The 16,433-nt window shown below is 51.7% G+C and carries 16 protein-coding genes; 11 read left to right on the top strand and 5 right to left on the bottom strand.

What is annotated here, in order from left to right:
• Positions 1-62: 62 nt before the first annotated feature.
• The 10 genes from ABFZ83_RS13230 (at position 63) to ABFZ83_RS13185 (ending at position 11,292) form a co-directional block, all read left to right on the top strand.
• Positions 63-953: a LysR family transcriptional regulator gene (locus ABFZ83_RS13230; protein WP_411817026.1), complete on the top strand. Its 891-nt coding sequence runs from the start codon at positions 63-65 to the stop codon at positions 951-953.
• A gap of 109 nt (positions 954-1,062) precedes the next feature.
• Positions 1,063-2,091: an N-acetyltransferase DgcN gene (gene dgcN / locus ABFZ83_RS13225; RefSeq protein WP_411817025.1), complete on the top strand. Its 1,029-nt coding sequence runs from the start codon at positions 1,063-1,065 to the stop codon at positions 2,089-2,091.
• Positions 2,064-3,062: an N-acetyl-D-Glu racemase DgcA gene (gene dgcA, locus ABFZ83_RS13220; RefSeq protein ID WP_411817024.1), complete on the top strand. Its 999-nt coding sequence runs from the start codon at positions 2,064-2,066 to the stop codon at positions 3,060-3,062. Before dgcN ends, dgcA begins: the two co-directional genes overlap by 28 nt.
• Positions 3,063-3,408: 346 nt before the next feature.
• Positions 3,409-6,171 carry a TonB-dependent receptor plug domain-containing protein gene (locus ABFZ83_RS13215; protein ID WP_411817023.1) on the top strand — a complete coding sequence of 921 codons (2,763 nt, stop codon included), beginning with the start codon at positions 3,409-3,411 and terminating at the stop codon, positions 6,169-6,171.
• Positions 6,172-6,370: 199 nt separating this feature from the next.
• The gene (locus ABFZ83_RS13210; protein ID WP_411817022.1) at positions 6,371-7,636 is read left to right on the top strand and encodes a TadE/TadG family type IV pilus assembly protein; all 1,266 of its coding nucleotides are present in this window, start codon (positions 6,371-6,373) and stop codon (positions 7,634-7,636) included.
• Between the two features lie 3 nt (positions 7,637-7,639).
• A complete protein-coding gene (locus ABFZ83_RS13205) occupies positions 7,640-8,113 on the top strand; it encodes a TadE/TadG family type IV pilus assembly protein (protein WP_411817021.1) in 474 nt (157 codons plus the stop codon).
• Positions 8,110-8,511 (top strand): TadE/TadG family type IV pilus assembly protein, encoded by a 402-nt coding sequence (locus ABFZ83_RS13200; protein ID WP_411817020.1) that lies wholly within the window; start codon positions 8,110-8,112, stop codon positions 8,509-8,511. Before ABFZ83_RS13205 ends, ABFZ83_RS13200 begins: the two co-directional genes overlap by 4 nt.
• A gap of 504 nt (positions 8,512-9,015) precedes the next feature.
• Positions 9,016-10,203, top strand: a complete 1,188-nt coding sequence (locus tag ABFZ83_RS13195) for a tyrosine-type recombinase/integrase (RefSeq protein ID WP_411817019.1) — start codon at positions 9,016-9,018, stop codon at positions 10,201-10,203.
• Between the two features lie 92 nt (positions 10,204-10,295).
• Positions 10,296-10,991, top strand: coding sequence for a hypothetical protein (locus ABFZ83_RS13190; protein ID WP_411817018.1), 696 nt, complete (start codon positions 10,296-10,298; stop codon positions 10,989-10,991).
• A gap of 88 nt (positions 10,992-11,079) precedes the next feature.
• Positions 11,080-11,292: a helix-turn-helix domain-containing protein gene (locus ABFZ83_RS13185; protein ID WP_411817017.1), complete on the top strand. Its 213-nt coding sequence runs from the start codon at positions 11,080-11,082 to the stop codon at positions 11,290-11,292.
• A 710-nt stretch (positions 11,293-12,002) separates the two neighbouring features.
• Here ABFZ83_RS13185 and ABFZ83_RS13180 read toward each other — a convergent pair.
• Positions 12,003-12,248: a hypothetical protein gene (locus ABFZ83_RS13180; protein ID WP_411817016.1), complete on the bottom strand. Its 246-nt coding sequence runs from the start codon at positions 12,246-12,248 to the stop codon at positions 12,003-12,005.
• A gap of 325 nt (positions 12,249-12,573) precedes the next feature.
• Between ABFZ83_RS13180 and ABFZ83_RS13175 the strand changes: the two genes are divergently transcribed.
• Positions 12,574-13,167, top strand: coding sequence for a hypothetical protein (locus ABFZ83_RS13175; protein ID WP_411817015.1), 594 nt, complete (start codon positions 12,574-12,576; stop codon positions 13,165-13,167).
• 185 nt (positions 13,168-13,352) lie between these two features.
• Here ABFZ83_RS13175 and ABFZ83_RS13170 read toward each other — a convergent pair whose 3' ends face one another.
• The 4 genes from ABFZ83_RS13170 to ABFZ83_RS13155 all read right to left on the bottom strand — a co-directional run bounded on the left by ABFZ83_RS13170 (position 13,353) and on the right by ABFZ83_RS13155 (position 16,056).
• Positions 13,353-14,252 carry a hypothetical protein gene (locus ABFZ83_RS13170; RefSeq protein ID WP_411817014.1) on the bottom strand — a complete coding sequence of 300 codons (900 nt, stop codon included), beginning with the start codon at positions 14,250-14,252 and terminating at the stop codon, positions 13,353-13,355.
• 556 nt (positions 14,253-14,808) lie between these two features.
• Positions 14,809-15,189: an SOS response-associated peptidase family protein gene (locus ABFZ83_RS13165; RefSeq protein WP_411817013.1), complete on the bottom strand. Its 381-nt coding sequence runs from the start codon at positions 15,187-15,189 to the stop codon at positions 14,809-14,811.
• Entirely contained in the window at positions 15,105-15,467 is a 363-nt protein-coding gene (locus ABFZ83_RS13160) for an SOS response-associated peptidase family protein (protein WP_411817012.1), read from the bottom strand. Before ABFZ83_RS13160 ends, ABFZ83_RS13165 begins: the two co-directional genes overlap by 85 nt.
• A gap of 40 nt (positions 15,468-15,507) precedes the next feature.
• Positions 15,508-16,056 carry a hypothetical protein gene (locus tag ABFZ83_RS13155; protein ID WP_411817011.1) on the bottom strand — a complete coding sequence of 183 codons (549 nt, stop codon included), beginning with the start codon at positions 16,054-16,056 and terminating at the stop codon, positions 15,508-15,510.
• Positions 16,057-16,433: the final 377 nt, after the last annotated feature.

Below are 16,433 nucleotides of genomic sequence, written 5' to 3'. Positions count from 1 at the left end.
GATTACGCCTATCCTCACGCACCAATATCGCCAAACAGGGATTGTGGAGTATATATCGACCTATGATGAATTTACGCCATATCGAGGTCTTTCACGCGGTTTACGAAACCGGCTCTGTAAGTGCCGCCGCACGCGCGCTCAACGTTTCGCAACCCTCCGTCAGTAAAGTTCTCAAACATGCAGAGTCACGAATTGGCTTTGCGCTTTTTCAATCCGTGCGTGGGCGGTTAGTGCCCACCAATGAAGCGCATATTTTATTTCGGGAAGCGCGCGAGCTTTATAACCGCGTAGAATCCCTGCGTGAGACGACAAAGAATTTGCGCCGCGGCGATGATGGGTTGTTGCGCTTGGGCGTGTTGCCGTCAATCGGTCTGGAAATCGCCCCGGCGGCGATCGCGAAATTCCGCCGTGAAAATCCAGACGTCTCGGTCGAGTTACAAACCCTTCATAACAACGATGTTCTTCGATCGCTCTATGAGCGCCAAACCGACCTTACAGTTGGGTTTGATGCGCCCCATCACCCTCGCCTGCGAGAAATGGTCGTAGGAACCGGAGAGCTTGTGGGGCTTTTCCGCAAAGAGGATTTACTCAATCCCCCTGATCGTATTTCGCTGGAAGCCTTTAAGGGGCATGACCTTATTCGCCTGACAGGCGCTGGCGTCGTCGGCAATTTGTTCAGCAATGAATTAAGCGTGGATGCGTTTGGTGACGCAACGATCTTCGTTCAAACCTATTATGTCGCGGCTGCGCTTGTTCGCCACGGCGCAGGGGTTGCTGTTGTCGATGAATTCACGGCGCGCGCAAGTCAGCGCAATGATCTTTATTTCCGGCCCCTGACCGACGAAGCCGAAATCAAGGTCTATTGCGTTCATTTAGAAGACCGCCCGCTTTCAAGAACCGCAGAAAAATTTATCGAAGTCTTGGAAGCGGAGATTGCATCGAGCCGGTTTTAGCCGGGCAAATAACCTTAAGCTATGAAAACCATTAAAGATAATGCTTTTCACGCTAACGGTAATATCCGAACCTATGAACCGTGATACGCGAAACATTAGATGGCGCTAGATGAAAACAATTCCCACTCCGTACCTACTTTATTTGGGTGATGCCAAAGACGAGCTTTCGGTTAAAACCTCGCGCGGCGTTGCCGCATGGCGTCCGGAATTATGTGTTGGAGAATATCGCGCTGAGGGCTGCACGGTAACACTCAATCTGCCGCAACTTGGCTTTACCGATGCAGTCGCCAAAGGTGCAAAAACCCTCGTCATTGGAATCGCCAATGCTGGCGGCTTGATGGGTGCACAAATCATTGAAGACGCAATCGCCGCGCTTGATGCCGGATTGAATGTCGCCTCAGGGTTGCATGACCGGCTAAAATCTCATCCGGAGATCGTCGCAGCAGCAGAACGCAACGACAGGAAACTTTTCGACATCCGCCAACCGCCTGCCAATCTTAAAGTCGGCAATGGCGAACCGCGCGCGGGACGACGGCTATTGACCGTCGGATCCGATTGTTCGGTCGGGAAAATGTACTCCACCCTCGCCCTGGAGAAAGAACTTCGTAGCCGGAACATAAACGCAGATTTTCGCGCAACCGGGCAAACCGGTATTTTGATCGCGCAAAGCGGTATTCCAATTGATGCGGTCATCGCTGATTTTATCTCTGGTGCCGTAGAGATGATTTCGCCAGCGCGCGAGGATAACGGATGGGACCTGATCGAAGGGCAAGGGTCTCTCTTCCACCCATCCTATGCCGGTGTCTCGCTCGGTCTCTTGCATGGCGCGCAGGCCGATGCGTTGGTCCTTTGCCACGAGCTTGATCGCCCGCATATGCGCGGGTTACCGGGCCGGCCCTTACCGGACCTGGCCACATGCCTAAAGGCAAATCTTGAAGCCGCAAAAGTTACAAATCCGAATGCCATTGCCGTCGGCGTATGCGTCAACGCTTCGCGCCTTAGCCCGGAACAGGCACGAAAGGCATGCGACGAGATCGAACAAAGCTTGGGCCTTCCGTGTCAGGACCCAATTGCGATGGGGGTTAACCGGATCGCAGACAGGTTGATTGAATGCTTCGACAAATCAGTTGCCGCATAGAAAGCTGGCCTCTTTCATCACCATTTCGAATCTCGCGCGGTGTCAAAACCGCTGCGGATGTCGTTTATGTGGAAATTACCGAAGGGTCTTTTTCCGGACACGGAGAATGTGTGCCCTATTTGCGTTATGGTGAGAGCTGCGAGAGTGTCGCCGAACAAATTGATGCTGTTTCAGATGCGATTTGTGACGGTGCCAGCCGCGACGAATTGCTATCGCTGATGCCAGCGGGGGCCGCGCGTAATGCTGTTGATTGCGCATTATGGGACCTCGAAGCAAAAATTGCGCGTCAATCGGTTTCGTCCCTCATTGACGTCGGCACACTCAATCCGGTCACCACAGCGGTGACGATTGGTCTCGACACCCCGGAGAAAATGGCCGCGGCCGCCGAACCGCTAAAAGGCGCCCCCCTCATCAAAGTCAAAGTGGATGCGAATGACCCGGCCGCATGTCTGCGCGCCGTAAGAGCTGTGATCCCTGATGCGCAGATGATTGTTGATCCGAATGAAAGCTGGAATGCAGACTTATTGGAAAACTTGCAGCCGCTTTTGTCTGATCTGAAAACGACTTTTGTTGAACAACCGGTGCCCGCCGCAGAGGACGAAAGCCTTAAACAGTTTGTTCCATTAGTCCCCAACTGCGCCGACGAATCTTGCCACACATCAGAAGGGCTTGAGGCACTGAAGGACTGCTACCAGATCGTCAATATTAAGCTCGATAAAACTGGCGGCTTAACCGAAGCTTTGCGCCTTTTGGCGCGTGCCCGTGAACTCGATTTTGGCGTTATGATCGGCTGTATGGTGAGCACCTCGCTCTCGATCGCACCGGCGCTCCATATCGCGCAAAAGGCCGATTTTGCCGATCTAGATGGACCCTTATGGATTGCGAATGATCGCCAAGGCGGTGTGATATTATCCGATGCCAAACTATCGCTGCCAAAAGAATCACTTTGGGGAAACACGATCTATATTTGACAGATTACTGATCGATTCCCTCCGCACACCTCTATTTGCGTCGCAATAAAAAAGGGTATTGCTATGCAAGAGACGACGATTTGCCACCGAACATTATGATTGCGCGATTTAGTTGCACATTTGCAACGGAATCTGTCGCGCAATGTTATGCTATGCAAAACAATAACTTCTCCGGGTTCAGAGCATTATGCTCTGCATAATTGGCTAAATCGTCTACAAACTGCGGAAAATTCGCTGACGAACGTTCTTGGCCCGGATGACACCGCAACCTAACGTTTATCCGTTCATGCATGACAACCAACTTTGGAGAACGCCAACAAATCAACTACATCAGAGGGAAATAATCATGAAAAGAATGCTATTGCGTACCACGACGGCGAGCGTAATTGCCGCATCCGCCTTTTGTGTTTCAATGCCGACTGCTCTTGCGCAAGACGAATCTAGCGGTGCCAGTAGTAGTAGTTCCGATGTAGTGATAACGGTTGGTACACGGCGCGATGCGCGCTCTGCCGCTGACACCCCTGCCCCGGTTGACGTTATCGGCGGCGATGAGTTGCTCAATCAAGGCGATACGGACATTCAGAATATACTCCGTACGTCAGTGCCTTCATATAACGTCAACACACAGCCAATCTCGGATGCAGCGACGCTTATCCGCCCGGCAAACCTACGCGGACTGCCACCTGATTCGACCTTGGTTCTCGTCAATAATAAACGCCGACACCGCGCGGCCGTGATCACCTTCCTGGGGGGCGGGTTATCAGACGGATCGCAAGGGCCCGATATTTCGGTTATTCCGACGATCGCCTTGAAACAGGTCGAAGTCCTGCGTGACGGCGCATCATCTCAATACGGATCAGACGCGATTGCTGGCGTCATCAACTTCGTGTTGAAGGACGCACCAGACGGCGCATCATTCGAAGCCGAATGGGGCCAAACCTATGAAGGCGATGGCGATCAGTACAGCATCTCCGCCAATCTTGGGCTTCCCATTCCGGTTGGTCAGGGCGGCTTTTTCAACATAAGCGGCGAGTACGGAGAAATTGACGCCACGAGCCGGTCCGTTCAACGGGACGACGCGGCGGCCCTTATCGCAGCGGGCAATACTGCGGTTGCTAATCCGGCACAAATCTGGGGCCAGCCAAACGTCAACGACGATTTCACAATCTTCGCGAATATGGCCGTGCCATTCTCCGAAGCCATTGAGATGTACACCTTCGGCAACTACGCGGAACGCGAAGTAGAAGGGGGCTTCTTCTTCCGTAATCCCAATACGCGCCCAGGCGTCTTTTCAAATGACGGCGGCGCTACCTTGCTGGTGGGTGACCTGACCGCAGACGGGTCCGGCATGTGCCCCACGATCACGATCACTGACAATGTGCCTGATCCGGTAGCGCTCGCAGCGGTTTCCGCCGATCCCGATTGTTTCGTGTTTAACGAACTCTTCCCCGGCGGCTTTACCCCGCGCTTTGGCGGCAACCTCGAAGACAAATCGGTCGTCGGCGGTTTCCGTGGCTTGTTGGGCCGATTGTCTTATGACCTTTCGGTTACCTATGGCCAAAACGACATAAACTTCTTTATCAACAACACGGTGAATGCCAGCCTTGGACCCAACACACCAACAGAGTTCAGACCTGGCGGCTATACGCAAAAAGACCTGAACTTCAACGCTGACTTCGCCTATGCGATCCCGAACGATATGTTCGCTTCTGATATCGTTCTCGCGATGGGCTTTGAGCATCGTGAAGAGGAATTCACCATCCGTGCAGGTGATCCAGCATCATTCCAGATCGGGCCGCTCGCGGCACCGTCAATGGCCTATCCGGGCGGGCAGGGATTCTCATCCAGTTCGAACGGCTTTGGCGGCTTTACCCCCGCAAGTGCTGGAACCACATCGCAAAAGAACTATGCGATCTACACCGAAGTTGAAACGGACATCACGGATCAATTCACGCTTCAGGGCGCGGTCCGCTATGAGGACTTCTATGACTCCTTTGGTGACACGATCAATTATAAGGTCGGTGCCTTATTTAAACTTAACGAAGGGGTTACCCTTCGCTCGACCTACTCAACTGGCTTCCACGCGCCAACGGCAGGTCAGGCAAATGTGACCAACATCACGACGCAGTTCTCTGGCGGACAACTGCAAGATCAGGGCACATTACCGCTTTCGAGCGCGGCAGGGCAATTCATCGCCGACCAGCTTGAGGCATCTACCGGCTCGCGTCCGACCCTCGGTCCAGAAGAGTCCAAGAACTTTACGGCCGGTGTTGGCTTTGGGCTCGGGAATTTCGAAATCACGGTCGATTATTTCCGCATCAAAGTGACAGACCGTATCGCAATCTCGGACCAGCAAGACTTCCGCGGGGCTTTGTTCGCCGCTGGGCTTGATGCCGGGCTGAGTGCCGCAGATATGGGCGTTACAGCTGATGTGAATGGCGACATGATGATCAATTCTGATGATGGCATCACCAGTGTCATTCTCTTTAGTCTTGATGCGAACGGCATTCTGAATGCAAGTGACTTCGCTGGCTCCGAAGACCTGACCAGCTTCGGCTTCTTCCAGAATGCGTTCGACACAAGAACCCAAGGGATCGATATCGTCGCCAGCACGGACTTTGAACTCTATCAAGGTTCAAGCACCAACATGGCACTGGCCTTTAACTGGACCGACACCAAAGTCACTGACCTCGGTCTTGATACGGCGGCACCGCTTTCGACGGGCCGGGCACGTCAGATTGAAGACTCAACACCGGCCGTTCGCGGGAATATGACCTTCAACCATTATCAAGGTATTTTCCGCGGCCTCGCCAGAGTTAATTTCTACGGCAAATTCTTTGAATGCCATCTTGATGCGGTGAATAACGGCCCATTCCCGTCATGTGACTTGCCACATAATGGTAGTGCACAAGTTACCGTCGATCTCGAAGCGGGACTGGAAATCGTCGAAGGGGTCGAAATCATCGCCGGTGTTCAAAACGTCTTTGACTCCTATCCTGATGCATTATCGGCGGCCAATGCAGGCGTCGCCGGTTCACAATATCCTCCGGTTGCACCAGCCGGATATTCTGGCGGGCTCTATTATTTCCGCCTTCGCGCCGACCTCTAAATCGCGCCACAGCACCAAGCGCGCCCGATTCAGTTCGGGCGCGTTTTTTTACGCGCAATTGTATCTATACGAATAACCGACCCGCAATTTAGGTTAACAAACCCTTTCCGCAATAGGCGTTATTCCTCGCTATCTTGGAACAAAGTGTTAGGGCAGTTTTTGGTATGAAGGATCCTCAGCAAGAATGCTAGGTAACCTTATGGCGAAATCAGTTTACACACGCCTTTGCGCGTTTCGAAAAGACACTGACGGTGCTGCGGCAATTGTTGTTGCGATCCTGGTCCCAATTGTAATTGCCGGTCTCGCCTTCGGTGCTGAGGCAGGTTATTGGCTTTTGCAAAAACAGAAAGTGCAAAACGCCACAGACATGGCCGCCTATTCTGCGGCTACCCAGCGAAATTCCGGTATCGCCCTCAAGTCTGAACTTGAAGCCGTTGCGGTCGCGGTCGCTGCGGCGGGCGGATATGCAGGTGATGACACAGGGGCCGAAGTCTACATGCCGCCAATTAAAGGCGATTATACTGGCGATGTGATGGCCACGCAGCTCATTCTGACCCATTCTATTCCGCGGCGTTTTTCTGCCCTGTTCGGCAAAGGGGATATTCAGTTCACTACGATGGCTACCGCACGCGCCATGGCTGGCGATCTGGCCTGTGTTCTTGCGCTAAGCCCGACAGCATCGGGTGCCATATCGATTGGCGGCTCTACGGATGTCGAACTTGACGGGTGTAACATTTCAGCAAACTCCACAAGTTCCTCAGCTATAAAAACCACTGGTAATAGCGCAGATTTCGAAGCTCAGTGTGCGAATACGCCGGGCGGTGTTGACGATAGTCATAATGTGCTTGATCTTGATTGCGGAAATCCACGCACCGGAACAACACCAACGAATGATCCATATGCTGCCGTACCAGAACCAACAGCGAGTGGATGTAGTTCGTTCTCTGATTTTTCAAGAAAGAATAGAAGTACAAACCCCTCGCCCGGCTGCTATACAGTATCCGGAAACGAGAAAGTCGAGGGCGACGTAAACCTATCGCCCGGTGTCTATGTCTTCGATGGTTCTGGTGAATTGCGTCTGAACGGAAATAACAGCATTACCGGAACAGGCGTGACGCTTTATCTTGGCGAGAATGTTTCCGTCAAGGTCAATGGCTCATTCGATCTGGACATAAAAGCCCCGACTACGGGCCCTTATGCAGGCATCGCGATCTATGGTGCACGGAACAATGGTGGCGATATGGACCTAACAGGTAACGCCGGCGTTGCCGTTGTTGGCGCTATTTACGCCCCCTCTGCGGACGTAAAATATTCTGGTAACTCGAGCGGGTTCGGCTCCGGTGAATGCACGCAGGTCGTTGGCATGACCGTCGAATTCTGGGGCAGCTCTGAATTTGACACCGATTGCTCGAATAGCGGCACGACGGACATTACAACTGCTGGCAACATCGCACTTGTGGAATAGATTATGAAAACACAACGCACATTAAAGCCGGTTTTCCGATCTTTTACGCGCTGCAAACGCGGAACATCAGCGGTTGAATTCGCCATCACGGCCCCGCTTTTCATATTCTCTGTGATTTCAATTCTCGATATCGGCATTGCTTTCAGTAAACAGATGAATTTGGACCAATCCGTCAGAACCGGCGCGGAGTTTGTCATTAGCGGCGAAGACGATTCAGACCGGGTGACCGAACTTGTCAGCGTTGCGGCCACTGGCTACAGCAAAAGCGAAGCACTGGATGTGGGCGAAGCAAGGCCCACCGTAACCGTCACCGAAGTTTGCCGATGCCCCGGAAGCGCGACGGAAATTTCTTGTGGCGGCAGCTGTAGCGGATCATCTCCGGCGCGGTTTATTTCCATATCCGCGAGCGAAAATTATTCGCCGATCCTGATTCCACACATGACGTTAAAAGCAGACATTCAAGTACAAGCACAATGACGCCTCTTGGGAAAAATAGATTTGCGAATGCATGTGACGGAACCGCCGCGATTGAATTCGCGCTGGTGTCACCGCTAATCTTTATCTCTGTCCTCGGTATCTTAGAAACCGGTTTGGCCCTTTACGACCAAAGCCGGGTTAGCGCCGCCTGCACAGCCGGCGCGCGCCAAATCCTCATTCATGGTGCCAGCGACGAAGACGCGATTGAAACTGCCGTAAAAAGCAAATTCAAAGCCAGCGAATTGTCCGACCTTTCGATCTCCATGCGTACAGAAACAATCTCCGGTGAAGACTTCAAAGAAATCACCGTGACCTATACGCATGATACAATGGTCGCCATCACCGATCGTCTGGACAGCATCGACCTCAAAACAACTTGCTACGGCCGCGGCGTTTGAGCCTTTAGGATGTCGCGCAAGCGCCTGGCTCCGCCCCGCGATGCGGAAATAGAAAAATTCACGCCAGAAACACACCGCTCTGTAATCGCGTTCGAGGCGCGCGACGACAATCATTCGCTTGCTAGAGGTGTGTAATGGACTTCCCATTTGGTGGTGCCGTAACTGATGTTACGGCGTTCTCTCTGGCTTATTGCTTATATTGCGAACTCGTCAGATAACTGACGCGATGTTTACAACGCTCATGACCATTTGTTACTCAGCCGCTGGGGCCATTTTTATTGGGTGAATGGTGCCGCATAGGTGACTTGAACACCTGACCCCATCATTACGAATGTTGAATTCACACATTTCTGGCTGTTCCTCCACATTCCTATTCGTGTAAAATATCATATAAAATAGGCATTTCTATGCCTTGCTATTCCTGCAGATAGACCCAAATTGGTAGCGCAGTGGTAGCGCAGCGAGAAAAATCATCTATGCGCTACCAAATTTCAGGAGGGGGCCGTGGCCGGAAAACTCACAAAACGACGCGTAGATGCTGCAAAGCCGGGCGAAACTATATGGGATGGCGAGATCAAGGGGCTTGGCGTTCGAGTCTGGGCCAGCGGCGCCCGCAGCTATGTTCTGAAATATCGGCGCGGTGGCGTGCAACGGTGGCTAACCATCGGCGTACACGGTGACGGCTGGACCCCTGAAAAAGCCCGCAGCGAGGCCGAACGTCTTAAAGCAAAAATCCGCGACGGACTCGACCCGGCGTTAGAAGCCAAAGCCGACCGTGAAGCTGATTCATTCGACTTATTCGCCGACCGCTATCTAAAGGACTACGCGGCGCTTCACAAAAAGGCGTCCACCGCGAAGGAAGAAACGCGCGCATTAAAAAACCATATCCGCCCTGCATTGGGGAAGTATCGCGTCAAAGATATTCAGCGTGGCGACATTGCGCGTTTTCACCAATCCATGAAGGAAACCCCTTACGCGGCGAATCGTTATCTGGCTTTATTATCGCACATGTTCAATATCGCGGAGGATTGGGGGCTACGACCCGAAAATTCCAACCCATGCCGTCGCGTTAAAAAGTACAAGGAAATCGCTCGCGAACGGTTTCTATCGCCGGATGAACTGGCGCGACTTGGGGGCGCACTCTCCCACGCGGAAAAATTCGGAGAAAGCCCTTACGTCACCGCCGCTATACGGCTGTTGCTTTTCACCGGCGCCCGGCTTTCCGAAATCCTGACTTTGCGGTGGGAATTTGTTGATTTGGACGCGGGCTTTTTGCGTCTGCCCGATTCAAAAACTGGCGCAAAAACCATCGCCCTACCGGCGCCCGCCAAAGAGATTCTATCAACGCTCCCCCGGCAATCGGATAACCCCCACGTCATTTGCGGCGCAAAGAGAGGCGCGGCGCTAGTGAACCTGCAGAAGCCATGGCGCCGCATCAGGACGGAAGCCGGATTGGCTGACGTGCGCCTTCATGATCTGCGGCATTCTTTCGCCAGCGTGGCCGCAGCGGGCGGCATGTCATTGCCGTTGATTGGCTCTATGCTCGGGCATTCACAACCCCAGACCACCGCGCGTTATGCTCATTTTGCTGATGATCCGCGCCAAGCCGCTGCAAATTCCGTTGCCGCCTCAATAGCAGCCAGCATGAGCGGTGGAAAAGCGAGGATCATCCCTATGCGTAAGAGGGGATAAATATGATTCGGCGCGGCTAAGTTTGGCCGCCGAACTTTCCCCATAGCAACGCATCTACGCAGGGTTTCATACTGCTTTTGGAGTACGGAGTTATGCCTTCAGATAAAAAAAAAGAACCCCCTCGTTTTCGTTGTACGCTCTATGAGGGATTAGAAATTGCGCCGACTTTGGACGATTATTTGGAGTTCATCGACCATCCGGAGCGTCTGGGAAATAAATTAATTGGCGTCTCTTTGTTTGAACGCGTTTGTTTAATCCAAGAAGACTTAGAACGTTTTGGAATTGATATACTGGACTTCATGGGCGCCATAGATGGCGACATCGAGTCTATCGACACTGTATGCATTACAATCGCTCGATTGCTACAAAGGAGGTCTGAATCTGCGCGAGCAGGTCGCACCCATTTGCAGTCGAGGAAAGAGGAAGTCTCGGACTCTTTCGTCAATTATTGCATTCAGATTATTTTAACGACAATCCACTCGCAAGGTGAGTCAATTCCTGATTCTTTGTTCGCCATTATTCGCGAGCAGCTTTGCCCCTCCGGAAATGCTTACGATAAATCGCTACTCAAAAAGGCGCGGAAATCTGCCGCACTGTTTACGGCTATAGATATGATAAATTGCGGAGTGACTCCGAGCGTCCGAAGCATTACCAGAGCGTTAGAAGTTGAGCCGTCTACAATTTTACGCTTATTTCCAAACGACGATATTATTGAGGAAGCTCAGAAGCTGGCGCCGATCCAGAAAGACCTAGATAATTTTGCTCGGGAATGGCGAAACAAGAAATAAGTGTTGCGCACATAACCACGTGCGCAACACCTCGTTCATTACCTAGATTTGGATGCAGTTACCTCGGATTACATCGAAAGGAACTGCAATGCCTGATGACAACAAATTGCTGAGCACCGCACAAGCAGCTGACTACCTTGGTGTTTCCGCAAGTTTTCTTGCCAAGTCGCGTGTAAGTGGTGTGCCTGCAATACATTTTACCAAGATTGGCGCCGCCGTCCGATATCGGAAATCCGATCTGGATGAACACATCGCCGCTAATCTGAAAACATCAACAAGTGAGCCCTCGCAGGCCGCATAGAAAAAGGCCCCCGCCGCACAGCGGCAAGGGCCAAGGAATTAAAACTATGACTGATTTAGGAAAACCCGCACGCGGGGACAATACCCCTTTGCCCGAAATCAACGCCGCAATGGCGCTTAGGATTCATTTAGTACGCGAACGATTTGGAATCGATGGCTCCACTGCTCGGGCGATCTGTGAGATTGCGTTCGGCATTCTAGGCGACGGTGCGCGCCATGACTGAACCCACCGCCGCAAAACGCAACCCGATCCGAGCCATACGGCGTCACTGTCTCGATTGTTGCGGTGGGAGCGCCATGGCCGTCGCGGAATGCCCCTCATCGCCATGCGCTCTCTGGGCTTTCAGGATGGGTGAAAACCCATACCGCGCCCCAGCCACCGACAAACAAAAAGCGCAAGCCCTGAGAAATCTCAGCGCGGCGCGGGCGGTCCGCAATGCCGCCACATAGCAATAAAGGCCGCTCTAAAAAGGGGGGGCAATTCGTCCCCATCCCCTACACGATGGCCAAGTCAGTGGCGTGGCGTTCGCTTAGCGGTGGGGCCGTGAAGGTCTACATAGAATTACATTCTCGATATAACGGGCGAAATAATGGCGACCTAAGCCTAGCCTATGCTGATGCTGCAGCTCTTTTACAGCTAGGGAAAACTACCATAAAACGCGCCTTTGATGAACTAACAGAGAAAGGTTTCATCGTCCGAATGAGCGAAGGTCACTGGTACGGCCGTCGCGCCGCAACCTGGGCCGTCACATCCAAAACAATCGATGTACCTAAATTTTCGCAAGCAACGAACGCTTGGAAAGAGTGGAAATCGAACACGGAAAATTTAAAGGTCGGTACCGATACGGAACGCAAAGCCGCGTAGCGTTCCATTTGAGGACTGAAAAAATGAATCGCTACCGCTTTCGTTCCGCTGGGGTACTCGTCAGCGCCAATTCCCTGATTTTTGCGGTCCATTTGAGGACTGCCTATAGAGTCTACCATACGTAGTATCCCTTTTAGGGGGTGACAAAACTGGAATAGAAGGCCCGTGGCGGGGGCATCGCCCAAGCAGCGGGAAAGGGACTTGCGACCGGCGAAGGAAACAACACTTTACGTTTCCACACTTGAAAAAATGAGGTGGTGGGGGGCTCGCTGCATGACCGGGCTGGACGCGAACGACCGGCGCTTACACACTTCCTGTGAATTATGCCCTCAAAAAACTTTTGTCGTTGGAACCAATCTCTCTTTTTTATCAGGCGGGAAAACTCAGGTTAGCCACATGATTTCGAGAAAATAAAAAATGGGCGGATGGGGCAGCGGTGGCGGACGCGACGCCACGAAACTGACATCATTGCGCAAGATCGATCTAGTCGATTTGCGGCGGCTGAACATGCTGCGCGAAAACGGGCGCCAATTGCTGACTTGGTCCCGCAATGGCGAGCGCGTCGCGTCAGTCAACGTCGATTATCGGCGAAGCTGCTTCATTCTCGATTACCGGGTGAGAGACCGGGGCGACGATTGGCGCCCTATCCGTGAAGAAATCCCCCTCGCGCGTACCGGGCAGAAATTCGGCGGTGAGCGCCTCTGGATTGTCTGCTTATCATGCCGGCGCCGTTGCCGGGCGATTTACGGCGGTGAATATTTTAGATGCCGAGTATGCCACCGGGCGACCTATCCGAGCCAGTATGAGGATGGCCCCAATCGGCTGATTTCTCGCGCTCAGGACGTTCGCATAAACCTTGGCGCATCAGGTAGTATGGATGAACCCTTCCCCAAAAAACCAAAGTGGATGCGATGGAAAACCTACCACCGCCTCTCTCGCAAAGATGAAATCGCGGGCGAGCGGTTCTGGAGAATTGTCGGCGAGTTGGATGAACGGTTCTGGAAGCGCTGAGTTTCATTTTTCCAGCAGCGGCCTCCGTGATTATTGGGATATAGGATTGTCAATCCGATGTTCGTTTAGGCAAGAGCAATGAAATTTATCCGGAATTTTTTATGGAGTTTCCGCCCTTGCTACCAAGGTGCTACACGCGCTGAGGAGCAATCGGGAGGAATCTTATTAAGAAATTCCTACAAGTTCTATCCAATTGCAAACGCCAAATCACGAAACCGATCCATGTTCTCCTGAGAGCTGAAGTGTTTAGCAAATGCGCTTATCTCACTCGCCGATTTTCGTGCGCTATCAGCGCTCTGTGATTCGAGGCCGGGTGAGAGTTCCTTTATCTCAAGAGTTTTATTCTTCAAATAATCGGTCAGCCTGACAATCGGGATGGCCAGTCGAATGTGGAACGCGCTTGCGGGGTGAGTCAGTACTGCTTCGACATTTCGAGTTATGCCCTCGAAGTCACTAACAAGTTGCATTGATGATGTAATTATAATGTCTGGAATGTCGCCCTTTTCGGGAATTTCCAGTCGAAGATGCTCCGTGCAACGCCTTTCCAAAACAAATGTTACGCTACGCGCGATTGCCAGCACGTCCCTTCTTTGCTGGACTTGATGCGCTTCAGCTAAAGCAAAGCCGATGACGCCAATAAAGGCACCTCCAAGAAGTTCAATCCAGAGCCCGTTTTGGATGTCTGGTTTTCCCAACCAATGCGTCATGTCCGCGGCGGTTGACCAAGGCAAGCGTGTTGAAACTTCGCCGTCCGAATATAATGAGAATATGAATAAGGCGATAAGGCACGCGGGTAACAAGAATAGAAAGAGTATCCTAAGAAAACTGTATGTAAGTCGCCCGACAAGGCTTCCAGCGTTTGGAATATGTTGACCGTTGAAAAATTTTTTAATGCGCCATGAGGCATAAGTCGGTGAATCGCGGCGATCCATTAGATAATAGGCTGCTCCCGCCAGACCGACAGAAATGGTCAGAACAATCCAGGCGATAAAAGCCGGGCCCTTAGATTCCAGAGGGTACATTAGATAGCATGAAATCCCTATGCCTAGAATGGATAGAACGCTGAGGAAATAGCCCCAAATCATTTCTGCCCCCAGATAAACCCCGATAGCTCAAATATCGAATATTTGAATACAATACCAGTGCTGCAGGAAAAACGATCCGGCGAAAGCCGCATAAGACCTTCCAAAAGCCGGAAAACTTACTTTTGTGCGGACGGAATCGTCCTGGCGAGGATCATCGTCAACTGCGCGAACGCGAAGTCATTCATGTGGTCGCAAGGCAGCTTTATAGTGTGACGCCCCAAGTTCGTTGTATTGAGCGACTACCATAGCGAAATGGATGCGGTGTAAGACCTACCACCGCCTTTCTCGCGCAGATGAAGTGGCGGGCGAACGGTTCTGGAGAATTGTCGGCGAGCTGGATGAACGGTTTTGGAAGAATTGAGGAGCCAGAGCGGTTTGCTAATTGTAGTCACTTCTCAGCGATGAACCGATACCCGCAATTATACCCCCAAAAGTGCCCGGTAGGCGAATAGCCTTGATTTTCAGCAAGGCTTTATCGACGCCATCGCTTGGTTTCGATTTCCGAGACAACCTGACAAAACCTGACATTCATTCGGAAAGTTTTTTCATGCTTTAGCTAGCTCTTGGCTGATCTCGTTTCCATGCTCTGCGGGGGATATGGGCGCTGGAGCTGTTCCAGACTTTCGACCCCACCGCCTAACCACGCCTTGCATTCCTTCGGATCGGTGAGAATAACCGGCATCGCCTTCTCATGCACTGGCCGAACTAGATCATTCGCCTCTGTTGTGAGAAATGCGTACAGTTCCCATTCGCGTTCCTCGCGCGCTCGGCGCTTCTTACCCGGTTGCTCAGCTAATCTTTCACCCTTCCATGGCCGCCACACGCCAGCAAAGAACGCTATCTCGACACCCTTCACCGTGAACAAGTTGAATCGCGCACCGGCTCTGCAAAGGCTGTAAACGGAACAAGGCAACGATACTCGGGCTTGGTCATCCATTCGCGGTTTACGTCGCTCCACCATTTGCTTTTGAGATTGCGAATATTTGTGATCGGCGCGTTTTGGCCGGGGATAGGGGGAAAGCCCCACCGCAACATCGCAAGCTCTAACTTGCCCGTTCCGGCTGGCCGCAGCACCGGCGCATCCTGATCGGGGTAAATGTTTTCTTGACCGCCATAATTGTCGGTCTGCGCAGTGCTTGCCACATCGTGTTCCATCAACGCGGCAAGGCGGCGGATCTCATCAACAGAGCCTTTATTGGCATATCGGTTGCACATACTTACCTCAAGCTTAAGTCGCGCTTCCAGCACTGATTATTTAGAGCGCTTTGGCAGACCAAATCTCGATCAGTACAGAGATAATTGTCGTGATTATTGTTACATACACAGTGACCCTCGTACCGATTCTTACTGACGTGTCAGGACTGTTCCAAAGGCTTGTACTTTGTCCGATGGAAAATTCCGCAACTTCTGGGACTCTAATGTCACCAAACAAGCTTTCAATGACAGTTTCCGGAAGCATTATGCTCCCTTCATTTATCGTATTTCCTTTTCCACGATGAAGCTCACCTTCAATTTTTTTGTATGCTAATCCATTCTTCATTCTTAGTTTAATAAAGTCACCTGACTTAAAATTTGTACCCTTTAAGTCGCTTTGATGCATGACGATGTAGTTGCCATCATAGTCGTCTATGATTTTTAATTTCTTTAACTTACTAATGGGCTTAAACATTACAATGTACGTATAATGAGCTATTTTTATAATAACGTAAAACAGGGATAAAATCCCTATTGCGGCCAATCCAAGAATTACATAACGGAATATCGAATGTTGAGTAACAGCATATAGCTGATCTAGTTCAAACATGTCCCACCCCCACAACATGGCTCTTAAGCCTTTTAATACAACAAGCCCGTGCCGCAAGTTCCATTTCCACTAAGCCCGCCGGCGGTGGCGACAATTTGCCGATAGCTTGATTTTAACTTGAGCCTTTTGTTCTCCTATTGTTCTGCTTCGGTGGCGGCGGATGTGGACGGACGGGCGGTCCACATAGCTTGAGGACTAACGCCGTGCGCAAACCGGAGACGATAGGACGCCTATATTTAGACTTTGACGGCTTCTTTGCATCCGTGATCCAACCTGCATGAAGTGCCTTCATACGTGGCTGTAAAGCCCTGTGCAGTTGTTGCTTAAAGTCGATCATTGTGACGTTACGCTTGCGGAAGTCGCGCGCGAACTGAAAT

The organism is Hyphococcus formosus, assembly GCF_046736345.1.
Taxonomy (GTDB): Bacteria; Pseudomonadota; Alphaproteobacteria; order Caulobacterales; family Parvularculaceae; genus Hyphococcus; species Hyphococcus formosus.
Note: the sequence above shows the minus strand (reverse complement) of the source record. Positions and strands in the feature narration are given on the sequence as shown.